Raw genomic sequence first — 23,700 nt, forward strand, 5'->3', positions numbered from 1 at the left:
AAATAGGCAGTTTACAAATAAAGAGATGTATAATACAATTCAAATCGTAATGATTACGATTTATATAGAATGAAATTGAGGAGGGTTATTTTGAAGAAATTTCTAATCATAGTTGTGCTCTTTCTTCTAGCTGTTATATTCGTCGCCTGCAGCAGTGAGGAGCCGGCTGAAAGTCAGCCTGAGGAAGAGCAAAACCAACCAATGACTTTTGAAGATACAGCAGGGTCAGAGTTTACACTCTCGCAGCCTCTTGAAGAAGTGGTGGTGATTAACCGTAACGTGGCTGAGGCTTTAAGTGTTCTCGGTGTGGAGGACAGAGTAGCAGCAACCGGAGATACTACTGGCTACGATGACCGCCCGGATGTGGGACGGACATCAGAAGTTAACCTGGAAAAAATAATTAGTTTGGAACCAGATGCGGTGATTACATATACGAACCGTCCGGATGATTCACTTGAAAAAGCACTTGAACCTGCAGGAATTCCAGTGATCAGACTGAATCATTACCTCCCTGAACAAATGGATGAGGAGATGAAGTTGTTAGGCACCCTCTTTGATGCTGAAGAACGTGCTGAAGAGTTTCTTGAATGGAAACGACATATTGAGGACGAACTCGATCAAAGGGTGTCTGATATTCCGGAAGAAGAAAAGCGTGAAGTTATGGCGCTTTCCGTTGGGTTTTTAAATTCAGAAGGCGGCTATCGAATTTTCCCAAGTGAAACGACAGAGGGGGACCCCGGGGTTGGAGAAGGATATGCCACCATTATGGCTGGCGGCAAGGATGCTGCTGATGTTAAGTGGGATGACAGTGAAGAATCAACGACAGTTCTTGTAGATGAAGAATATGTACTGGAGCGAAATCCCGAAGTACTTACTCTTCATGGCACATGGCTTGGAGGGTACGACACTCTGAGTGATAAAGAATTTTGGGAAGTTTATGAAAACATCATTGATAACACGTCTGTGTCTCGTCTGAAAGCTTTTGAACAGGAGGACATTTTTATTTACCATACTAATTTCATAGGATCGGATAAACGTTATATTGGCGTTCTTCAGCTTGCTAAAGATCTTTATCCAGACCGATTTTCCGATGTGGAGCCGGAAGATTACGCAAGAGAATACTTTGAAGACTGGCTTGGTATAGACTACAGCGGAACATGGATGTTTTCCCCAAAGGATGAATAAGAAGTGAAGTTAACGTACGCAAAGGGATCCCCGCCGGTGGAACGGGGAGATCATTACTTTTTTGAAACAAAGAAAAAGATTTTCCAGCTGACGGTGCTTTTCCTTTGTCTGATCGGTACAATTGTTCTTTCTGTCAGGCTAGGAACAGTATCTATGACAGTGGCGGAACAGGTTTCAATGGTTTTGCAGCTGCTCACTGGTGAGGCCTTCAGCACAAACAGTTATATTGTTTTCCATATCCGGCTTCCGAGAATTGTAATGGCCATTATAACTGGAATGGCGCTCGCCTGTGCCGGTGTCATTATGCAGGCTCTTTTGCGTAATCCACTTGCCAGTCCATTCACATTGGGAGTTTCAAGTGGGGCTGCATTTGGCGCAGCACTTGCCATCGTCCTGGGCGCTGGTGTATTTGGCATAAATGTTGTCGCTGGCGGACAGTGGCTTATTGCAGCAAATGCTTTTATATTCGGCTGCCTGGCTGTATTTGCGGTTTATGGCATCGCTCAAATCAGGAAGGGCTCTACAACCGTGCTTCTTCTTGCTGGTGTCGCTATTGGCCAGTTATTCTCAGCCGGGGTGAGTGCGATTCAGTATTTCTCATCAAATGCTGCTCTAAAGGATCTCATTGTATGGCTTATGGGGGGATTTTGGGGAGCGGAATGGCAGGTTATTCAGTTTCTCCTTCCACTGACAGTTATTGTTTTCCTGTTCTTATGGAAGCTGTCATGGGACTTAAACACGCTGTCTTCCGGAGAAGAAGTGGCTTCTTCACTTGGTGTTAACGTCAGGAGGCTCAGGCTTACAGCCCTGGTTCTATCAACATTGCTTGCCTCTTCTACTATTGCGTTTACCGGCATAATCGGATTTATCGGTTTGGTGGCGCCGCACATCAGCCGAATGATCATTGGCACTGACAATCGCTTTCTTCTTCCGTGCTCCTGCCTCATTGGTGCGATTCTCCTGCTGCTATCAGACACAGTGGCTCGTACAGTCCTGTCTCCTGTGGAAATTCCGGTAGGCATCATTACGTCGCTTCTTGGTGCTCCGTTTTTCATCTATCTGTTATTGCGGAAACAAAAAGATTATTGGTCATAGGAGGGAAAAAAACAGTTGTTTGAAGTTAAAGATCTTTCTTGCAGACGAAGCGGCAAAGATATTCTTTTAAATGCGTCCGCTACTTTTAATAAAGGAGACATCACAGCGATCATCGGTCCGAATGGGGCAGGGAAAACGACGTTGCTAAAGTGTCTGGCGGGATTCTTAAAGCCCTCTCAGGGGGAAGTGATGTTAAATGGCAAGCCCCTTTCATCCATCTCTCTTAAAGACAGGGCACGGAAAATCAGTTTTGTCCCTCAAGCGACCAGCCCGGCTTTTCCTTTAACCGTATTTGAAATGGTAATGCATGGACGCCGGCCCTATGTAAACTGGGGCATCGGAAAGAAAGACCGTCGCATTGTAACTAATCTTTTGAAAAAGCTTCATATTGAAGAGCTTTCCGGGTGTTTTTTAGATGAAATCAGCGGGGGGCAGAAGCAGAAGGCCGCCATTGCAAGAGCATTGGCTCAGCAAACCGAAGTGATCCTCCTTGACGAGCCGACGTCTGCACTTGATATCCGTTATGAGTATGAAGTTCTTCAGATCGGCAGGGACTTGGCAAAGAAGGAAGGACGTACGGTGATTATGGTGCTCCATGACCTGGAACTCGCAGCCCGATTTTCAGATCGAATCGTTCTCGTTAACAATGGAAGAATCTTTTTCAAGGGGAGACCTGATGAAGTCATGACACAAGAGCATTTACGAAAAGTATATGAAGTAAACACAGTCGTTGAACAAGGAACAGCAGGAATGAAGATAACCGTAACTTCTCCTGTAAAACGAGGTGGTGAAATTAATGAGACAGTCATCGATAACAGCTGATTTAAATTTTGAAAAAAGGTGGCAGGAAGGGATTAAAGACTGGAATGGCAACATACCGAAACGAATGACCGATGATCATTCGGAGGAGGCGTTTTGGGCTGAATTTCTGGAAAAGAAGACTGTTGGAGAAATAGATCCTTATTCTGTACCGCTGCGTGAAGTGATTCTGTCTCTAATCAAGGAAAAAGATCGCGTGCTAGAAATCGGACCAGGCTGGGGGAATTACACCTTTTCACTGCTGAATAAGGCAAGCGAGCTGACGGTGGTAGACTCCTCAGAATCAGTTCTTGAATTTATTTCTAATATGGCAGGAGACAAGTCCCTTCAGACGGCACACGTAAAGTGGGAGAACTTTAAAAGTAACGACTTATTTGACGTGGTGATCGGCATTAACTGCTTTTACCGGATGTTTGAAATTAAGAAAACAATTTTAAATATGAACAGGCATGCAAGCAGACTGTGTATTGCAGGAATGACTACCGGCCCCCTCGCGCCCCATTACTATGATCTAGAAAACCAATACGGCTATAAGATAAAACACCCGAGGCGTGACTATATCCACTTTCTTCACCTTCTTTATGAATGCGGCATTTATGCAGACTGCAAATTAGTCCCGTTAATGAGAACCGCGAGCTATGATTCACTGAAGGATGCCGCTCAGGAAGAAAGCAGTAAGCTTTTGTCACAGGAGGTGGACCCTGATCATGTCATCGAGTCACTGAAGCCTTACCTTAAAAAGACCGGGCAAAAGTATGTGTACGAGCAGCCCTTTTACGGCGCACTTATTACATGGAAGCCGGGGATGACATCACAAATGGACTCAATGACATGAGTGCATGGTATGAGAGGCATTTCCAGGAAGATTATCTGACTATATATAAACAAAGAGACGAGCAGGCACAATCTGCCAAAAAGGAGATGTTGACGAATGACAACATGGGATTTATCACAAACAAAAAGCCATATTCTAATTTGTAATGGAAGCTCGTGTAAACGGCAAGGTGCAGAGGAACTAACCGCTTCCTTAAGAGAAGAGATTAGCAGACGCCATCTAAATACAGATATACACACAACAAAGAGCTATTGTAATGGACGTTGTCAAGATGCCTGTGTGGTCACTGTTTACCCTGAGGGCACCTGGTACAAAGATCTGTCTGAAAGCGACGTGAAGCCTTTTATTCAATCTCTGCACACAGGTCAAACATATGAGACTAAAGAAAGTTTACACTTTAACCAAGAGGGGTTTCAGCCAGTTAATGATACTATTGCTAAAGGTATGCCAAAGGATTTGGAACAAAAAAATTTTAAAAAGTAATGATTACAACAGCGGATATCACCAATAAGTTTTTTTCCAGAGGATAACGTAAAGGGGCTGGGAAATAACGGTCTTTGAAGCGTTTTGTTTGATTATAAAAATGTTTTGAGTCGTTCTGGTATCCTTATTGTGTACATTATTTTAAATGAGCTTTGGTTCAAACCAGTTGATTGTCAAAAATCATGAGCCCCCCTGAGGGCAAAGCAAGAGCTGAAGATCCATCAGGGTGGTCTTCCCCGATTAGCTGAAGTCTTGCCCGGGCAAGTGAAGGTACTTTGTTCAATCAACTAATTATACATAGAAGACCCTCACCTTATTGTGGTGAGGGTTTTCCTAATTTACTGAGTTTTGTCCCAAGCTTTTTAAACATTGTATCGGTGCGGACACTAATTATGAACATTCTTAACAATGTGTAAAATCAATTGGATTTAAGGGTAATAAATTACTTGTTAAAAAAGAATATTTAAAAATCTTTTAGCTAAAAATATCCTTAATTAAATTCTTACTCAGAAGGGAATGCAAAGGTTATGGATAAAAGAGTTGAAGTTAAATTAGATGGTATTTATTGTGAGTGGGTTGATGGAGACCCGGGTGGTAATTTAGAAATAAGGGGCTGGTTAGCTGCCAGAGTGTTTGACGTGAGAACTGGTACTACAAGACAATCGGTGGAAATGTTTAAACCTCGGTCTGGTCATGTTTCAATTCATCAGAGCAATATGTTTCCAGTAAATAAGACGGTAATTCTTAATTTACCTCAAGGTGAATGGATACACTTAGGTGGTCACTTAAAAGAGGTTGATACCTTTGGCCAAGATGATATGGGGGAACGATGGGAGAAAATATACTCTGGATCTATTGATCGAAGAGAACGACCTATTCCTGTTCGATACGAACACTCTGGACAAGTTGTTCGAGCTGATTATAAAATTAAAGAAATATAATATAAAATACCCAAAGCTCTCTCAGATAAGAAGGACTCTTTTTATAAAACCGGATGACTTTACAATAGTGTTTCAAAGTCTTCATGGAGTTGTTATTGGATTACGGGATTCCATCTATATAAAGAACCCTGAAAAATGTACAAAGCTACATCCCTTTAAAACTGGATAATTTTTTCCTTCTTTAAAGCTTCTCTAAATACTAATTTTAATCCCCCCACCCCCTTTCCGGATACCCAGAAAGGGGTGGGGGGATTCGTGGTTCGCCAATATAGTCTCGTCACGTCAGCTGCTGTTCGGCAAATTCCCGGTAAAGGGCATGCGACTGGACGAGTTCTTTGTGAGAGCCCATTCCTGTAATGCGCCCTTTCTCTATAAACATAATCTTGTCGGCATTCACAATCGTCGATAGCCGATGGGCAATAACAAAGGTGGTCCGGCCTTCCATGAGCCGCGTTAAGGCTTGCTGGACGATGGCTTCCGACTGGCTGTCCAGGCTCGCTGTCGCTTCATCCATCATGAGCAGTTTCGGGTCTCTCAGAAAGGCCCGGGCGATGGCGATCCGCTGCTTCTGGCCTCCGGAAAGCTTGACACCGCGCTCGCCAACCTCTGTATCCAGGCCTTTCGGGAACGACTTAATAAATTGTTCCGCATAGGCCATTCTCGCCACTTCCCACAGACGCTCGTCATCGATCTTTTCATCTTCCATCCCGTAGCATAAGTTTTCCCGTATCGTCCCTGCCATCATCGGGCTGTCCTGCGACACGTAGCCGATTTGTTTTCGCCACGATGCGATCGACAGGTCTTTAACTGGTGTGTTTCCGATAAAAATGCCGCCTGAGGTCGGCTCATAAAAGCGTTCAAGCAAGCCGAACATCGTTGTTTTACCGCCTCCGCTCGGCCCTGCAAATGCCACCATCGTTCCCGGTTCAACGTCAAAGGTCACATCTTTTAACACCGGTTCTTCTTCACTGTAGCCAAACGACACATCGCGCACATGCACAGGCTGGTTTGCGATGTCCATGTCTTCGCCTTCCTGCCCGGGTTCCTCTGTCACGTCCAGAATGCTGATAATTCGTTCTGTGGCGCCTTTCGCCTTTTGCAGCTGCGTGAAAAACATCGTAAACGACGTAATGGGAAAAACAATTTGGAACAGGTAAAGCAGAAATGCCACGAGCGACCCGGTCGTCATCGTGCCTTCGGCTACCCGTATCCCGCCGTACCCAATAATGACAACGATCACGGCCATCACCACGAGATACATGAGCGGGGCAATCAATGCAAAAATCCGTCCTTCTCTTAACCCGTAGGAAAACAGGCTGTTAATTCCGGTTAACCCTTTATCCTGTTCCGCTTCTTCTGCGTTGGAGGCTTTCATTAGCCGGATTTCACTCAGTGTTTGCTGCACGCTTCCGGTAAATTTAGCTGTTTCATCCTGCAGGCCGCGGGAGATTTTGGCCATCCGCCGGCCAAGAGGAATCATAAACAGGACAGTAATGGGCACCGAAATCAGCATCAACAACGTCATTCGCCAGTCCATCACCAGAAGAATCGTGACAGCCCCGATAATCGTAATAATCCCGCTGATAAACTGCGGGAAGTGCTGAGAAATTAAATTTTTAACAATTCCCGTATCATTCACCACACGGCTCACCGTTTCCCCGCTCGTCTGTTTATCGTAAAAATGGACAGGAAGCCGCAGCAGTTTAAACCACATTCTTTCACGCAGGCTTGCCACAATTTTTTGCCCGGTGTAGACAAGCGCATAGGTGGATATCCCGTCAGTGACGGCCTGCAAAATAAACACTCCGATAATAATAGCAATAAGAACCGGATTTAACGCATCAACCGAAAACCCGTCGACCATCTCCCTTGTGAGAAGGGGGATTGTCAGGCCGACCAGTGTCGTAACCAGACTTCCAATAAGTCCAATTGCCAAAGCAAGTTTCGGGATGTTAGCAGATAAAATTAGAGAGAAAAACGGTTTAAGTGATGTCTGCTTATCGTTCGTCATAAGCTGGCTCCTTTAAGGTGACTAAGGCTTAAAGCGTCAGGGTGCGAACCGTCTTTAAAGCCTTTTTATTAAAAAAAAATTAATGTTCCATGTCATATGTCCTAACGCTACTATATACAAAAACAGGAAGGCGGTCTATTTTAAAGCATGCACGGAAGCGGGGGGACGCTTCGCGGGCTTTCTTGTAAATTAATCCGTCTCAGGTCCACTCCTTTTAAAATATAGAGTGAATTTATTTAAAGCCATCTATCCAATCACCAATGATTTTTTATTTTGTGGTGGGGGCTTCTTTAACTGGTTAAAGCTAAGAAAACAATACATAAAAAAACAACATTATTTAAGTCTAAAGGATCAGGATTAAATAACTATCAAAAGGGGTAAACAGTCTGTACATAGTAGTACTTTTATTGTAGACTTATTTTAGTGGTATTATTTTCCAAGGTTAGCTGTCAAACGGCTGAAAGAGAGTACAAAGGCTCTTTTTGCATAAGTTGTTATTTTAGAGGAAGGGGGGACTATTTTTCTCTGCCAGACTCACTCTGCAGATGATTTAACGATATAAACGGATGTCTCTTCCGCGAGTCAGCTTCGGGGCAGAGAAGCAAAATGAATTCTAACAGAGCCGCCGCAGCAGAGGTTCTTTAGAAAACAGCCATTTTAAAATAACAGGAATAAGACGCGTTTTATCCTCCTCGATAAAGGCAAACCTGCTGAAAAGCAGGGACGCAAAGTAACGGGTCTAATGAATTGTTTTTAAAAGAAATAATTCGATGACAGCCGGACTGCCTGGCAGGGTTAGGGTTGAAAGGGGGAAGCTGGGATGCTGAAGGTTAATGAACCTTTAATTGAAGAAGAGTGGGTACAGTTAATTCATCATGCGCGGGAGATGGGACTTTCACCAGAGGAAATCCGGGCTTTTTTGAAGAGGCACACGAAACAGAATTAAATAGGTGCTGGACGAGACCCCGCTGCCATCAAAAAGATTAGGCACCGGGGTTTTTATGTTGTGCAGGGACAAGTCCTCCCATCCTTTATCCACTGGCCCAGATACACCTGCTAACCATTCATGTTTACTATTTTGATGGTAAAATAGAAATTAAATATGAATGCGAGAGAAAAGAGGGTGATTGCCGTGAGTATTAGGGAAACGATCGACGTCGATTATGAGTGGAAAGGGACGACCAACACGTCCTTGCATGTGCTGTATCAGGACGATGTCTGTTTATGCTACAACGATAGCAACGAACGCATCTCTACCTGCAACAGAGAAGAATTACTTACCTTCATTAAAGACTTAAAAGAAGGGCAATACGCTAGATAAGGATTTTAAAAAAGCATCCCCTTGAGCGTTTCGAGGGGATGCTTTGCCATATCTCTTGTAGGGAATTAATACCAAACCTTGCTGCCTGCAAACCTGCTGCATGTTTCTACCGCAATACGGGCCAATTTTTCCAAGTGAAGCGCACGTCAATCTCTCCCGCTAAATTCCCCGCCAAAAATGGTGAAGCGTAGGCGGCATCTGCACTAGGCTTCATTACCCTCCTAAGTTTTCAGCGTTTCGTCCATTCTGAAGTAAGACACGATGCCTGCAGCAACCGGTATAACAGCGACAAGGCCAATCGCCCAGCTGACGCTAAAGGAATCTGCAATCACACCTGCCGCAAGTGCTCCAAAAGCATAACCGCTGTCCCGCCATGTCCGGTAAACGCCCATGGAGGAAGCGCGCCAGCTAGGGGCGGCCACATCGCTTATAGCCGCCTGCAAGACGGGGTAGACCATAGCAGTCCCTACGCCGAGGAGTGCAACGGCGATCACCCAAAGTTCAAACGAATTGACTAGTAATATGAGCCAGAGTGACAGTCCTTGAAGGATCATGCCCCCAGTGATCATTTTTTTCCGGCCAATATTGTCACTAAGGGTGCCGGTAAACAATTGGACAATCCCCCAAGCTGCCGGATAGACAGCGACCACGAAACCAATTTGATTCACAGTCAGCCCGACAGTCGTAAAGTAAATCGGAAACAGCCCCCAGGCCATCCCATCTTTTAAGTTTGTGGCCAGACCTGAAAAACTGGCACTCGAGAGATTTTTATTTTTGTATGTCGTTTCCTTAAAAACGTCTTTCGCACCCATCTTTTCTTCCTTCTGACTGAACCCTGACCCCTTTACTTGCTCAGCCAGATGCTCATCAGTATCTTTGACAATGAATGACAGAATCAAGCCGACAGCCACAACCCCAATGCCGAGATAAAAAGGCTGAGGTGTCAGCGCATAGGTGGAAGCGATATAGCCTGAAATGGCAGCAAAAACAGAAACACCCACATAACCGGCAAACTCATTCAGCCCCACAGCCGTTCCGCGCTCGTTCACTTTTGAAATATCGATCTTCATATTCACGGTCATGGACCACGTCAGCCCCTGATTGACACCAAGAAAAATATTAGCCACGATAATGACCCACCAGGCGTGGGCAAAAATAATGAGAATAGGGACAAACAGACCTATGAACCAGCCGAGGATGAGCACTTTTTTTCTGCCTAAACGGTCAGCGATGGCTCCGGCAAAATAATTGATAATGGCTTTCGAAAATCCGAAGCTGACAATAAACGACAGGGCGGCACTCATGGACGCGAGCCCGAATACTTCTTCTCCAAGAATAGGCAATACCGTCCGTTCGATCCCGACCATCGATCCAACGAAAAAATTTAAAACAACGAGTAATAAAAACAGGACAATATTTTCTTTAATTCCAATCTGTAGTTTAGACATGTCTAAACACCAGCCCCGTCAATCTGTTTCCACTCATTAATTCCCGCATCCAGTACCATTGCGTCATAGCCTTTTTCCTGCAGGCGCTCCACAGCTTCAGTGGCATATACACAGTAAGGGCCCCTGCAGTAAGCAATAACAGGTTTGTCTTCTGGTAATGAACTGAGCTGTCCTTCTAACTGAGCTAAAGGGACCGAGATGGCCCCCGGAAGATGGTCACTTCCGTATTCGTCTTTTGGTCTGACATCGATAAGGATGACGGCGTCCTTATCCAGTTTTGTTTTCACGTCGGCCAGTGACACCGTTTTCAGTTTGTTCTTCCTCGTAATGTAATCCTGCCTCACGCCGTTCACGTCGCTGATCCTGTCTTCAGCTGTTTTTCTTAACGCCAAAACAAGATTCCTTACCTCTTCACTAGCAAGTTCGTAATAGACATGATTTTTGGCTTTTGTATAACGGACAAGTTTAGCCTCAAACAAGGATTGAAGGTGCTTAGAGGTGTTGGCAACACTCATGTCGGTTTCTGATGCCAACGTTTCAACAGACTTCCTGCCCTGGGTCAGTAAATCCAGCAGTTCAATCCTTTTAGGGCTTGAGAGGGTTTTTCCAATACTGGAAAAAGCCTGATAAATAAAATCTTTAAATTCTCTCCGCTCCATTTGATAAGCCCTCCTTCCAGCTTATAATGATTGGATGTCGATCTGACGCTTCACCCTTAAACTCATGATGGTTTACCTTGATTGACTCATCTCATTTCCTTAAAACCTTCCGGCTGAGGCGGTACATCAGTTGTCATAAACTATAAAGGTTTATAAGTGATCTTTAAAATTGATTAAGGCGCGCGAACTATTCAACTAATTAGTTGAATAGTTATAGTGTATTTTGGATTTTAACATTTGTAAAGCGACAAGCTTCTCCACTATCGGCTTAAAAAAAATCGGCAAATTTTAGTTTTCGTTAATTAGACAGCTGCAAAATCCCGTTAAGAATAAGCAAACAACAAATTTAATTAAATCCCCTTGACATACCCCTTACGGTATTTTATAATTCCATTATACCCATTGGGGTATATAAAACGATAAACATTTTTGGAGGGGTAACGATGAATGAAATGTTACAAGAAAAAACAATTCCTTTTGGAAAAGAAGTCAATGAAGAAACAACCAGTGAAATAACTTATGAGTACGGAGCAGCCGTCCCTAAATTATTCGCAGGCTTCACAGCAGTCGCTGCCATCGGCTGGCTGGTAAGCATATTCCTGAGCGGCGTCCATTTCTGGGTACTGCCACTACCAGCAGGCTTCGAAGTCGCAGGAACACCATGGGCCGTCATGACCAGTGAATTCGCCTATGTACTCGGAATTCCATTAGCTCTATTCGGCGCCTTTTATTACCTGACTGTATTAGTTCTGTCAGCCATGTGGTTTCACTCACGCCACCCATTAGTCCTTAAAGTATTAACGCCAATGACCGCGATCGGTGTCATCGCTTCAGCTGTCTTTGTTTATCTGCAATTATTTGTTATCGAAGCTATCTGCCCATTCTGTATGGTATCCGCTGGAGCAACAACGATCCTCTTTACACTCGAATTAATCATGCTGAAGAAAAGCAGCCTGCCGTCACTGCGCCAGCTGATCCGCAACGCACCCGCTGCCTTCGATCGCAAAGGCGTCACATGGATGCTCTTTATGTTCGGCGTCTCATCACTTGTCGTACTAGGCTTCTGGTTCGTCACACTGCTTCCGGTAGCCAACCTGTAAAATACTTAACCCTTTACGGGAAAAATAGAGTTATCACGTGCCGGATCCCGCTGTTTGACCGCAACGGGGGCCGGCATTTCCTTTGACACCACGTTTTTATGTATATTAAACTTACCGGAAACGACTACTTAAAGGTTTTCTAGGGTTCCGCGGCATATAGGTGCCGGCCAGGTCCAAGAGAAAACCCGCAGCAAAGCTGTGACACGGAGGGACAAAAGCCCGGGAGAAACTATTTCGATAGTGTTCTCCCGGCTTTTTATTTGTCAGGCGAATGCTGCACAGGAGGTTACGAACATGGCATTAGTATACGGACTGGTTACAGCAATGGCCTTCGGAGTGGGGGACTTTCTCGCCGGGCAAGTGACCAAACGCGTCCCTACACTGCTCGTCGTCCTGTATGCCCAGCTCGTCGGCGTGATGATGATGCTGCCGGTTGGGTTATTGAGCGGCCAGGCGGCCAGTGTACAAGCATTCATTTGGGGATCACTGGGCGGCTTGTCACTCGGGATCGGCTTTCTTTTCTATTTCAGCGCCTTGTCACGGGGAAAAATGGGAGTGGTCTCTTCCGTTACGGGGATACTGTCAGCCATCGTTCCGGTGGCTACCGGTCTGGCTATAGGCGAACGTCCCGGAGCCGGGGCGCTCATCGCCGTCGTTTTAATTGCAGTGGCCATCATCCTGATTTCAAAAAAAGAACCGGAAAAACAATTTACCAGTCAAGCCGGCTCAGCGGTGCTCATACAGGCGGCACTGGCTGGCGTCCTGATCGGTCTGCTCTTCGTCTTTCTTCATATACCGGCAAATGACGAAAGCATGTGGACGGTATTTTTCACGATGACGGGTGCTTTTACAGCCGTCGCCGCCTTACTAATTTTCCGGAGAGCAAATATATTTGATATCAACAGGAAAGCCTGGATCTTTATACTAGCAAACGGATTTCTGCAGACATTCGGGGCTATGACGTACGTTCTGGGCGTCAGTATCGGGCTCATGTCCATTGTGGCCCTTGCCGGTGCCCTGTCACCGCTGTTCAATTCACTCTCATCGGCGCCAGACTGTTCATTAGTGAACGCTTGAACCGCATGCAGATCGCAGGCGTCACCCTGGCCCTCACAGGCATTACTGTGCTGGTGGTTTATACGTGATTAGAGAAGGGGGCACAAATAGCAGGATAATAAGGGCAAAAGTGGGAAAACTTTTGCCCTTATTTTTTCGTGTATCAAAAGGTATTTTGCTAATTTTGTCGAAGTTTAGGTAAATAGACTGGCAATCTTTCTACGACTAAGGTAGACGAGTGAGGAATATGGCATGGCGCACATGAATTAAAAATCTCTTTTGAAGTAGTATCTAAAGTTAACTCATATTAAAGGAGTCTGGAAATATGCCATTTAATAAAGTCATCGGTATCGGCTGGGATGTAGGCGGATGGATGGGGAAGAATCACGGTGCGGCTATATGTGAATGGGTGAGACAAATCAAATTCACTGGAGAGGACAACCCGCTGAAGTGTCGATCCCTGATAACAAGCTGATGTCACTAGAGCAGCTTGCACAGCCAGTCGATCCTTCATTTAATATGTCCAACATAGAGGAAGACACATTGGTAGTGATCGGAGTAGATGCGCCACTTGGATTTCCCAGTGCGTTTATAAAACTTCTTAACGGGGGGAGGCCGGCAGTGATGAAGCCGGCTAAAGAAATAGACAATCCTCTCGCTTACAGATTCACAGACCGTGAGATGTACAGAGTATTTGGTAAGAAGGCGTTATCAGCTGCCTATGACCGCATCGGAAATAATGCCACAGCAGCGATGTTGCATACGAGACTCTGGCAGGAAGAGCACGAATTTAAAACTTATCCATTTGATGACCCATGGGCAGAAGATAACAAAATTATTATTGAAGTGTATCCAGCTCTGGTTAAAGAAAAGCGGTTTGAAGAAGTACATAACTATTTAAGAGAGTTCTTCCCGTCAAACACCGCATCAGGAACAGATGCTTACGATGCCTGCATCTGCGCCATTTACGCCATAGCTTTTGGTATGTCCGGGAAAGTTCTACCAAGCCTGCAAGGGCCACCGACAGACAGGAAGGAAGAGGTTAAGGAAGAAGGTTGGATTTATTATTTTAAACCTAATTAGTACTTGAACGGAAAAAAAGAACTGGTATTCCGTGACAGAGAATGTCATCCTTCTTAATATTATATAAATAGGAATTAAACTAAAAAATGGATTGAAAAGATAGAACTCGAAAACCTAAGGTAATCCCTGAAGTTTAGGCAGTAAAAAACCAAAAAATTTATAGCAAAGCATAGATAGCAGACATAATAAACGGTAAAATATTCCTGTAGAATAGTATTGGAATTGGAGCTTTCATCATGACTAATAGTTGTATATTTTGTAAATTAAACTCATACATTCTCGAAAACGACATGGCTTTCGTCATCTATGACAAATATCCTGTCACAGAAGGCCACGCCTTAGTAATTCCTAAGCGCCACGTGGCCGATTATTTCGATACGACTGATGAAGAAAAACGAGCGATGCAGGAACTGTCGGAACATATACGTGACATCCAGAATGAAAAGCTGTCACCAGATGGTTTTAATATTGGGATCAACTGCGGTGAAGCAGCAGGGCAGACCATTTTCCATGTCCATATGCATGTGATTCCGAGATATAAAGGAGACATGGAGGATCCGCAGGGCGGTGTGCGCGGTGTCATTCCAGAAAAACAGAAGTATTAAGAAAAGATAATTCGAAGGACCAGTGATAAAGTTCTTGTTTAAGCAAATTTGTTTTATTTTGAAAGGAGTTATTAATAAATGAAACCTTCCCTCTCAGCAGAAGAGACCCCATTATTTAAGATTTTTTCAGATGATTTTTTATTTTCTATGCCTGCTGTTCAAAGGCCATATTCCTGGACAACAGAAGAAGCAGGTGAGTTATTAGATGATCTACTTGATTATATTGAACATTATAATATTACCGAAAAAACAGTAAGCAGAGCATCTGAACCATATTTTTTAGGAAGTATAGTGTTAGTAAAAGGAACTTCTCCTACTGCACAAGTTTTGGATGGACAACAACGATTAACAACTTTAACTATTCTTCTAGCAGTATTAAGAGATTATTTAAGTGAGGATTATGCAGATGATATTTCAAAAATGATTGTGCAAAAAGGAAATAAGATGTTGGGTACCACCGATACTTATAGATTAAAACTGAGAAATAGGGAAAATTACTTTTTCCAATATTATATACAAAAAAATAGTGGTACAACTAAATTGTCTTCACAAGTAGCTGTTAATACTGACAGCGAAAAAATAATTAGAGATAATGCCATTTACTTTGTTGAACGTTTAAATGAAATTGAGGTAGAGAAAGTTAAAACTTTGCCTTCAGTAATAGCTACTCTTTGTTATATTGTAGTCGTTTCAACACCTAGTTTTGATTCAGCTTTTCGAATTTTTACTGTTTTAAATGACAGAGGATTAGACCTGATGATTAGTGATATCTTTAAAGCTAAAGTATTAGGTGACGTTATAGAGGAAAATCAAGATGAGTATACAAAAAAATGGGAAGACGTTGAAGTTTCTTTAGGGAGAGAAAGATTTAACAAGTTATTTGAACATATTAGAATGATTATTCAAAAAAGAAAAGGCAGTGCCAATATAAAAGATGAATATGAAAATATATTTCTAGAAGTCTCTGGAGAAAAATTTATTGATGAGATCCTTATTCCTTATAGTGAAGCCTATTTAAAGCTAGTTGATTATAGAATGTATTTTGGGGACAATCCTCGATTACTAAAGCTCTTAAGTTTATTAAATAGGATAGATAATAATGATTGGATGCCTCCAGCTATTTATTATTTAAAGAACTTTAAAAATGATTTTGAGAAGTTTTTGATTAGACTAGAAATTTTAGCTGGTACAAGTATGGTACTACGTAAAAATTTTAATTGGAGAATGTCTCGTTATTCCCAATTATTACGAGAGATGTCAAGTGGAATAGATATACTGAACTCCAAATCTTCATTAGATGTAAAACCAGGTGATAAATACGAATTACTTGATAAATTAAATGGCGATGTCTATATCGATTTAAAAGATACTTCAAGAAGGTATATATTATTACGTTTAGATTCCTTACTAACTACAGGACAACCATACTATGATCAATCTGTTATTACTGTAGAGCATGTCCTTCCTCAAAACCCGAAAGAAGACAGTGAATGGAATGAGTTATTTGAAGAGCCCGAACGTTATATTCATAAGTTAGGAAATTTAGTTCTGCTAACAAGAAAGAAAAACTCGCAGGCTAAAAACTATGATTTTAATAAAAAGAAACGCTCTTATTTTCAAACAAAAAATGGTATAAGTTCCTTTGCCATTACTACACAAGTAATACAAGAAACTGAGTGGACGCCGAAAGTATTACAGAAAAGACAAGAAAAGTTAATAGCAATGATTTCCAAAGCTTGGGAATTAAATGTACAGTATCAAATATCTTCTGTTGAAAATGAAAAAGATATTATATTTTATATTAGTGGACCGAGAAATGCTGAGGCCCAAGCCCTTAATGAGGAAAATGGATTTATGGTGTTAAAAGGTTCCTCATTTGCCCAAGGCACAAGTGATTCTTTTTCCAGAAGTAATCAAGCTCTTAGAGATAGTTTAATTAAAAATAATAAACTTATTAATAAAGACGAGAAATTAATACTAGTTGAAAATTATACTTTTGATAGCCCGTCAGCTGCAGCCTCAGTAGTTTTAGGCAGGAATGCTAATGGTAGAACTGAGTGGAGAAATGAAGAAGGAAAATCCTTTGCTAATTTTACAAATTTTGAAGTAGGTAATGAATAAAGTGAAATAATATAAATCTATAAATACCTTAATAAGTTTGTTTTTCCTGTGTCATCTCTGAAAAACAGAAGTATTAAACGAAGGAGGAGCGGCAGATGAGTGATGTCAAACTGATAACAAGCCAGTTAATTAAAGATCTCCTCCAGAAAATAGAATACGCCAATACGATTTATATCCTCGTCTCGTTCTCTATGAAAACAGGCGTGGATCTGCTTGCTCCTGCTTTAAAGCGTGCTGCTGAACGCGGTGCAGATATTAAGATTTGCTCGGGAGATTATATGTACGTCACCCAGCCGGAAGCTTTAAAAAACCTTATACATATCCATCCCGGCATAGAAGTCCGATTATGGAGAAGTGACGGTAAATCCTTTCATCCGAAAGCTTATTTAATCGAAAACGGTGATGCTAGCACCTTATACGTGGGTTCTTCTAATCTGTCAGCATCTGCAATGACTAGTGGTGTTGAATGGAACCTTGCTGTTTCAAGCAAGGCGGCACAAGAAACTATAGACGAAGCGCGGGACAAATTTATGAAACTGTTCTACCACGAGCAGACGCTCCCCCTTAATGAGCAGACACTGAAACGGTATGAAGATGAATATGAACGCAGTCATCAGAAGCTGCCTGATTTTGCCCGCTGGTGGACAAAGGAAGATGAGAAAGCTCTGATGGTCGGAGGAGACAGACAGGAGGAGACTTCTGTGGTGGCAGATCCTCCAGGCAGCTATACAACTAATATTCAGCCTAGAGGCCCTCAGGTTAATGCCTTAAATTCGTTAACCGATACAATGGAAGAAGGCTATGATAAAGCTATGGTCGTCATGGCCACAGGTCTTGGAAAAACATATTTGGCGGCTTTCTTTGCAAGACACTTCTCCAGAGTCCTATTTATCGCCCACCGCGAAGAAATTCTGTTTCAGGCTAAGCAGTCTTTCCAGCATGTGTTACCGGAAAAATCTTGCGGGATAATTAACGGAAAACTGAAGGAATCTCATACGGATCACGTTTTTGCTTCTATCTTCACGCTGGCCAGTGACAAACATCTGACCTCTTTTAAAAGAGATGAATTTGATTTAATTATTGTGGATGAATTCCATCATGCCGCTGCTAATTCATACTCAAGGGCCCTGGATTATTTTCAGCCGAAGTTTTTATTAGGACTGACGGCGACGCCTGACAGGATGGACGGCAAGGATGTTTTTGCACTCTGTCAAGGGAACGTTGCCTTTCAAATGCACTTTCTGGAAGCCATTCAGATCGGCTGGCTGGCCCCTTTTCATTATTATGGCGTGTATGATGATACCGACTATTCACAGGTTACCTGGCTGGGCACCCGTTATGATCAGGAAGAACTCCTGGCGAAACAGCTGAAAGAGGAAATGGCTGAAAAAATCTATCAGGCATGGCTCGAACACAGACAGAGCCGGACATTGGCTTTTGGCTCTTCGATCAGGCAGATTAAATTTCTAGCAGATTACTTCAGGAGAAAAGGTGTCAGAGCAGTCGACCTCCATTCAGAGACTCAGGGGATTTCAAGAAAGGAAGCGATTGACCAGATTACTGCAGGCAAAATAGATATCATCTTTACGGTGGATCTCTTTAATGAAGGAACGGATATACCTGCACTGGATACGCTCCTGTTCGTCCGCCCAACAGAATCACTGACGATTTTCACTCAGCAGATCGGCCGGGGACTCAGGCTCAGTAAAAATAAAGAACACTGCGTGGTCATTGATTTAATTGGTAACTACAGGAACGCTGATTTAAAACTCGGTCTTCTTGATACACGTTCTGAAGAAAAACGGGAAAAAAGCCGGGAAGTTGTGCCGTCTGTTCCGGCATCGTGCACGATTAATATGGATCTGCAGGTCGTTAATCTCCTGAAGGAAATTAAGAAAAAGCAGCAGCCGAGAAAGCAGAAAATATTGATGGAATATGAACGTGTTAAAGAAGAACTGGGATACAGACCTACATATCTTCAATTTCACCGATTAGGATATGAAAACTCTCAGGCAGTGAAACAGGAATTCAAATCATATATCGGCTTTCTAAACTGGGCAGGAGAATTATCTGAAGAGGAACAAGAGGCTTTCCAGGAAGGTGAAGCATGGCTTGCGGAAGCGGAGAAAACTGCCATGTCAAAAAGCTATAAAATGGTCGTGCTACAGTACATGCTGAACCGCGGGCCCGAGGACTGGCTTAAGCCAGTCACACCGGAAGAAGTCGCACCATACTTTTACGACTACTTAACCAGCAAAGAATACCGCAGACGCATCGACTTTATAAATAAAGACAAGATGAACTGGACAGCTGAGGATATGGATAAAGTGGCAAAACTCATCGCCCGAATGCCGATGACTAAATTCGGCGGAAGTACCACATTCGACGGCAAGATATTTAAACTTGATTTGAATTTTAGTAGAGAAGCTAAAAAATATATTCATAAATGGACAGAGGAGATATGTGAATACAGGATGGAGAGTTATTTTGAGAAAAAAGCAGAGAATATGGAGAGTAGTTTATAATTAAAATACTTTATTGGGACGAAATTGATAACGGTTAACTAATGATAATTTATATTCAAAGTCATACTTGATAAATCCTACTATTGCCGTAATTATAAAACTGGAAGGGGAATTATATGGATGGCCATAAATGATATTTCTTATATGACAAGCGCTTATAGGATGTTGTATGAAATTGAAACTACCCTAAAATCCTTTATACATAGGTATCTTTTTAGAATATATGGTTCTAATTGGGAAATGCATTTACATGCAGGTAAAACGCTAGATAGTATGCTCTTTATTGATATAATAAATTATTACTTTAATGATTCGAGATTTAAGAAAGTATTTGATTGTGATGAATATGAACTCTTAAATTCATTACGACCAGTAAGAAATTGTATTGCTCATATGCAAATAATTTCAGATGCCGAATATAAGTTACTTATCGAATGTAGGTCTAAAGTAATTAGATTAAATCAAATCAACCAAAGTCAATTATAGGGTTTGAATAATAACTTCTAAAATAGTTGCAACTAAACACTGTTAACTTTGAGCTCGCTAATAAATAGTTTTAATAAGGCTCTTTTAACTGCATTATGTCTGTGAACGTTTGCCACATAGTAGAAAGAATTCATAAATAAGAGTTTGGTAGGTTAAAAAACGAGAACCCAATCACCTAAAGCTTTGATTAAAAGATAGTACCCATAGCTTAAAAATTACCGTACATCGTCAGGATTTCCTATATAACAAATAAACCGATTAAGGAAGTCGGAGAATCTATATTTTAAAAGGGTTTAGCATCAAATAAAGTTGTGGATTTATTGGCCGAAAACATCATTAGAGACTTTTGGATAACTGATAAGGAGATGTACAAGGGTAATTTAAACAATCTTCCCAACAGCAGAATTGTTAGAATAAAAGGGGATAAAAGAAGAATTACAACGAGATTTTCTCAGAATAATTATGAATAAATTTCCGGACTTGCTTATTCAATGGATTTTACTATTTCTTCAGCAAGTTCCATGCTGTTAGAAAAAGCAGTTTTAGATAGCGATATTATTCATGGTTTTATTCATGAGTATGTAGAGGGGGGAATCTGGATGACCAGCGAAAGAAGCAGTTAAAAATGGTTGTTAAGTTTATTAATGCAAATTCTCCTTATGAGGAATAAATTTCCTTGGCCATGTTCATCAAACTCATTGTAAAAGATTTCATGGAGACTAAATCAAAGAATATTAAACATTTAGTGGACCGGTTTATTAATACATTTTTTGATGATAAATAAAACAAGTTAAACCAGCTTTAATATTATAAAAAAATAGGGAACATAAAACCACACCCTAATTTTTTGGGTATGGTATTTTAAAAATTCATTTTGAAAGAAAGTAGTGTTTTGGAGATTGTTGTTAAAAATTTCTATTTACAATTATAATTAAGATAAAATTAATACTTATTTAGGGGGGATTCCATGCAAAAAATATTTGAACAATATCTAGTTCCAATTTTTGCTGCAGCAATATTATTTTCATCTAATGTAATTTTTGTTTATTTCTTTGACAATAATGCCGAAGTAAAGATTGGTACACCTACTCAAGTCCAAGAAGATAGCTTTGCTATTCCAATAGATATACATACTTTTAACGAGGGTATTTCTGACTTAAGAATTGGTATTCCCGTAAATATAAATGAAAATAATATATTTTCTAACAAGCCAATTAATATTTACTTTCAAAATAATAATATAGGTTTAGAAGATAGCTCTGCCATTATAATAGAGGAGATCGTGGCTAATAATAATCTGCAAATCATTCTTGAGGTAGATCAATTTATCAGTGACCAAGATATAGAAGTGTATAGTAATAAGGGAAATATAAATGTAGAGTATCTATCTCAGAAAGATAGCCCTGTTATTTCCCAAATAAAAAATTTGATATTATATGCTTTACTATACGCAATTATTTTGGGTATCGTAACATTCTTTAATATCAAAGATCGAGATAAAAAAGTTGAGAAAGTTGAGGAACAGCACAAAAATGTTTTACAAACTAGTGAGAAAACAGCTCAAGATACAGAAAAAAGACTTTCTGAAATTAAAAAAGAACTCGAAACTGATAGATTAAAATTAGAGAAATTAGAAGATAAGTACATAAAACATCTTAATGACTCGAAAAAAATCAATATTCTTCAAAAAGCTAAATTGAATGATTACCGTAAAGAACTCAGCTTTTGGAGAGATACTATTAGAAAAATACTTTATCAAATGCCTGGTGATGAAGATAAAGCAAAAGAATTAATAAGAATAGTGACTCATTCTTTAAAAACTTTCCAAACAAACGAAAAAAACGAGCCTGACTTCGAATCTTTAAAAGTTCTTACAAAAATGATCTCCGATTATGAAAATAATAATAAAAATTGAAAGTCTCTTAAAAAGTACCCCGTGGCCATCAATCGCCGTAACTTATGTATAACCAATTTTTTAAAAAGTGTACACTATTAGATAATAGTGTACATTTTATTTGTTGATTTCAATGAACATTAATGGATGTTTTTTTAGTCACAAAATCACCTCAAACAAATGTACTATTATGTATATAATATTATAATACCATACATTCATATAGCGTGAATAAATAAAACCCTAACGAAATAAAAGAAATGATTATGGCCATTAGAAGAGGAGATAAAGGAACACCTAAAAGAAAAGATTTAGCACAGCGAGATATCATGTTGTTTTTATTTGGTATAAATACCGGTCTTCGCGTATCTGACATTATTAAGTTAAAAGTGGCTGATGTAAAGGGAAGGAGGCAGATGCAGGTCCAGGAGGGAAAAACAAGAAAAAAACGGCTGGTGAATATTTTAAATATCCAACGTGAGCTAGATGATTATATAAGTGGTCGTGATAGTCAGGATTATTTATTCCCTTCCCAGAAAGGGAAGGGCCCTGTGACAGCTACCCAGGTTTATCGCATGTTGCAAGATGCTGGCCAATGGATCGGGAGAGATGATATCGGGACACATACGATGAGAAAAACGTTCGGGTACCATTTTTATAAACAAACAAAAGATGTTGCAATGTTGCAGGATATCTTTAATCACTCGGCCCCATCTATAACCAAACGATATATTGGTATTACACAGGATGAGATTGATGAAACGTTGAAGGGTTTTCGGTTAGGATAAATAAAATTATCCGCCCATATAGTGGGCGGATAAGGTTTAGACAAACATTTGTTGCATAAATCCTTTCTTTTGTTCATGAAGGTATTTTAACTTTTTATGTTCCATATCAATTTTCCTTTCAAAAATAGATATATAGGAAGCAACCTTACTTTGCTCTTCAAAAGATGGAACATATAATTTCATACTTGAAAAGTCTTTAAAACTTATTGCTTTGCCATCTCTAATACCATACGTTAATCCGTTAAGCTTGGTTATGAAATCAGTTGATTTAAATATTAACTTAAAATAATTGTGATTAATTATTTCTTCGTTTTTGGGACGGAATATGGTATATGCCGGACTGACCAGTCCCTCCAAAAAAGAGAGCTCGATTCCGCCTTGGAACGATCGTAAGCTAATAACAAAATCGTTTTTATAGACTCTTTTGTAATTTTTATAATTACCTTCATCAGCAGAAAAGTGTCTATCTAAAGATTCCCTTAAAACTAGCCCTTCATCCTGTGTAGCTGCTAAAATTGGTAAATCCCCTCTATGATCCTTATCAGATACAGTTTCAAATAAATCAGCTGCTTTCATATAGTTCCAATCGGGAAACACATTTCCCTTATCATCCTTAAACCGCAACTCCTGCTTAAATATTTTCTGCAGCAACCCTTTTTTCTGTTCTTTTAACGCTTCGACCTTTTCTTGCTGCTTTTCAATGCGGCGGTCCAGAAGAGAGAAGAAGTCGGCAATTTTTTGTTGTTCTTCCACCTCTGGTAAACCAATTTTAAAGTTTTTAATTTGTTGTAAATTTAATGCTTCTCTTGTTTGTCCAGCTTGATCCTTAAAGATATTCTTTCTACCTTTTGGAGATTCAAGAAACGTCTTTAAAAATGAAGGAACTAAGCTTTGAATTGTGCGCAAAATACAAACATGTTGGTTCACGTTTGATTTTGGGAAGACACTGGGAACTATACATGTTCTCCCAATAGAAGCACCTGTAATATTTAATAAGACGTCGTTACCAATTACTCTACTTTTTTTCATTGAAAGGTCGATTGTGTCTGATATAAATGCAACATCATCTAGCCTTAGACCTTCATAATGTATATTTTGACTGCGTAATAACAATACTCCATCATCTTGGTATACTGATTTTCCTCCTCTAGGAGTTACTCCGCTTCCGATGAATCTTAAATGATAGCCTAGCTGTTCAATTTGCCACTCTCCTTGGAAGTTAAACCTTAAGCTTGGTAAGGACAT

21 protein-coding genes and 2 riboswitches are annotated in these 23,700 nt (G+C 40.8%); of the genes, 16 read left to right on the plus strand and 5 right to left on the minus strand.

All coding sequences use genetic code 11. The features are described 5' to 3' along the window. Positions 1-90: 90 nt before the first annotated feature. From BMW59_RS11680 to BMW59_RS11700, 5 genes are all read left to right on the plus strand, one after another. Entirely contained in the window at positions 91-1,185 is a 1,095-nt protein-coding gene (locus tag BMW59_RS11680; protein ID WP_245733077.1) for an ABC transporter substrate-binding protein, read from the plus strand. A 3-nt stretch (positions 1,186-1,188) separates the two neighbouring features. Further along, the gene (locus BMW59_RS11685; protein WP_245733078.1) at positions 1,189-2,280 is read left to right on the plus strand and encodes a FecCD family ABC transporter permease; all 1,092 of its coding nucleotides are present in this window, start codon (positions 1,189-1,191) and stop codon (positions 2,278-2,280) included. Between the two features lie 15 nt (positions 2,281-2,295). Beyond that, positions 2,296-3,102 (plus strand): ABC transporter ATP-binding protein, encoded by an 807-nt coding sequence (locus tag BMW59_RS11690; RefSeq protein WP_093052110.1) that lies wholly within the window; start codon positions 2,296-2,298, stop codon positions 3,100-3,102. Then, on the plus strand, positions 3,077-3,934 hold the full coding sequence (locus BMW59_RS11695) for a class I SAM-dependent methyltransferase (RefSeq protein WP_093052113.1): 858 nt from the start codon (positions 3,077-3,079) through the stop codon (positions 3,932-3,934). The genes BMW59_RS11690 and BMW59_RS11695 overlap by 26 nt, the downstream gene beginning before the upstream one ends. 96 nt (positions 3,935-4,030) lie before the next feature. Beyond that, complete coding sequence (locus BMW59_RS11700; RefSeq protein ID WP_093052116.1) at positions 4,031-4,417, plus strand: (2Fe-2S) ferredoxin domain-containing protein; 387 nt, start codon at positions 4,031-4,033, stop codon at positions 4,415-4,417. Between the two features lie 157 nt (positions 4,418-4,574). On the opposite strand, the gene BMW59_RS22275 is transcribed toward BMW59_RS11700, so the two are convergent. Continuing rightward, a complete protein-coding gene (locus BMW59_RS22275) occupies positions 4,575-4,700 on the minus strand; it encodes a hypothetical protein (protein ID WP_281244268.1) in 126 nt (41 codons plus the stop codon). A gap of 244 nt (positions 4,701-4,944) precedes the next feature. Between BMW59_RS22275 and BMW59_RS11705 the strand changes: the two genes are divergently transcribed. Further along, positions 4,945-5,358 carry a hypothetical protein gene (locus BMW59_RS11705; RefSeq protein ID WP_093052118.1) on the plus strand — a complete coding sequence of 138 codons (414 nt, stop codon included), beginning with the start codon at positions 4,945-4,947 and terminating at the stop codon, positions 5,356-5,358. A 277-nt stretch (positions 5,359-5,635) separates the two neighbouring features. On the opposite strand, the gene BMW59_RS11710 is transcribed toward BMW59_RS11705, so the two are convergent. Next, positions 5,636-7,369: an ABC transporter ATP-binding protein gene (locus BMW59_RS11710; RefSeq protein ID WP_093052121.1), complete on the minus strand. Its 1,734-nt coding sequence runs from the start codon at positions 7,367-7,369 to the stop codon at positions 5,636-5,638. 690 nt (positions 7,370-8,059) lie between these two features. Next, a riboswitch (cyclic di-GMP riboswitch) is annotated at positions 8,060-8,159 on the plus strand. Between the two features lie 30 nt (positions 8,160-8,189). Here BMW59_RS11710 and BMW59_RS11715 point away from each other — a divergent pair. Together BMW59_RS11715 and BMW59_RS21410 are read left to right on the plus strand one after the other, a co-directional pair. After that, a complete protein-coding gene (locus BMW59_RS11715) occupies positions 8,190-8,315 on the plus strand; it encodes an anti-repressor SinI family protein (RefSeq protein ID WP_093052124.1) in 126 nt (41 codons plus the stop codon). A gap of 186 nt (positions 8,316-8,501) precedes the next feature. Further along, positions 8,502-8,690, plus strand: a complete 189-nt coding sequence (locus BMW59_RS21410) for a hypothetical protein (RefSeq protein WP_143051231.1) — start codon at positions 8,502-8,504, stop codon at positions 8,688-8,690. A gap of 221 nt (positions 8,691-8,911) precedes the next feature. Here the strand turns inward: BMW59_RS21410 and BMW59_RS11720 are convergent, their stop codons facing one another. After that, a complete protein-coding gene (locus BMW59_RS11720) occupies positions 8,912-10,138 on the minus strand; it encodes an MFS transporter (RefSeq protein ID WP_093052126.1) in 1,227 nt (408 codons plus the stop codon). Positions 10,139-10,140: 2 nt separating this feature from the next. Further along, on the minus strand, positions 10,141-10,797 hold the full coding sequence (locus BMW59_RS11725) for an ArsR/SmtB family transcription factor (protein ID WP_093052129.1): 657 nt from the start codon (positions 10,795-10,797) through the stop codon (positions 10,141-10,143). Between the two features lie 443 nt (positions 10,798-11,240). On the opposite strand from BMW59_RS11725, the gene BMW59_RS11730 reads away from it, so the two are divergent. From BMW59_RS11730 to BMW59_RS11770, 8 genes are all read left to right on the plus strand, one after another. Then, positions 11,241-11,897 carry a vitamin K epoxide reductase family protein gene (locus BMW59_RS11730; protein WP_093052132.1) on the plus strand — a complete coding sequence of 219 codons (657 nt, stop codon included), beginning with the start codon at positions 11,241-11,243 and terminating at the stop codon, positions 11,895-11,897. Between the two features lie 128 nt (positions 11,898-12,025). Beyond that, positions 12,026-12,125: riboswitch (guanidine-I (ykkC/yxkD leader) on the plus strand. 66 nt (positions 12,126-12,191) lie between these two features. Then, positions 12,192-12,974 carry an EamA family transporter gene (locus BMW59_RS11735; protein WP_093052134.1) on the plus strand — a complete coding sequence of 261 codons (783 nt, stop codon included), beginning with the start codon at positions 12,192-12,194 and terminating at the stop codon, positions 12,972-12,974. A 384-nt stretch (positions 12,975-13,358) separates the two neighbouring features. Beyond that, positions 13,359-14,036 (plus strand): DUF429 domain-containing protein, encoded by a 678-nt coding sequence (locus BMW59_RS11740; protein ID WP_143051232.1) that lies wholly within the window; start codon positions 13,359-13,361, stop codon positions 14,034-14,036. Between the two features lie 236 nt (positions 14,037-14,272). Beyond that, positions 14,273-14,641 carry an HIT family protein gene (locus BMW59_RS11745; RefSeq protein ID WP_093052140.1) on the plus strand — a complete coding sequence of 123 codons (369 nt, stop codon included), beginning with the start codon at positions 14,273-14,275 and terminating at the stop codon, positions 14,639-14,641. Positions 14,642-14,719: 78 nt separating this feature from the next. Beyond that, complete coding sequence (locus BMW59_RS11750; protein ID WP_177174327.1) at positions 14,720-16,762, plus strand: DUF4357 domain-containing protein; 2,043 nt, start codon at positions 14,720-14,722, stop codon at positions 16,760-16,762. Between the two features lie 95 nt (positions 16,763-16,857). After that, the gene (locus BMW59_RS11755; RefSeq protein WP_093052143.1) at positions 16,858-19,287 is read left to right on the plus strand and encodes a DEAD/DEAH box helicase family protein; all 2,430 of its coding nucleotides are present in this window, start codon (positions 16,858-16,860) and stop codon (positions 19,285-19,287) included. Positions 19,288-20,740: 1,453 nt separating this feature from the next. After that, a complete protein-coding gene (locus BMW59_RS11765) occupies positions 20,741-21,688 on the plus strand; it encodes a hypothetical protein (protein WP_093052149.1) in 948 nt (315 codons plus the stop codon). 230 nt (positions 21,689-21,918) lie between these two features. Continuing rightward, positions 21,919-22,455, plus strand: a complete 537-nt coding sequence (locus BMW59_RS11770; protein ID WP_425441273.1) for a tyrosine-type recombinase/integrase — start codon at positions 21,919-21,921, stop codon at positions 22,453-22,455. A 36-nt stretch (positions 22,456-22,491) separates the two neighbouring features. On the opposite strand, the gene BMW59_RS11775 is transcribed toward BMW59_RS11770, so the two are convergent. Then, on the minus strand, positions 22,492-23,700 hold the full coding sequence (locus BMW59_RS11775; RefSeq protein WP_093052155.1) for a restriction endonuclease subunit S: 1,209 nt from the start codon (positions 23,698-23,700) through the stop codon (positions 22,492-22,494).

This window comes from Salipaludibacillus aurantiacus (assembly GCF_900111295.1).
Classification (GTDB): domain Bacteria; phylum Bacillota; class Bacilli; order Bacillales; family Salisediminibacteriaceae; genus Salipaludibacillus; species Salipaludibacillus aurantiacus.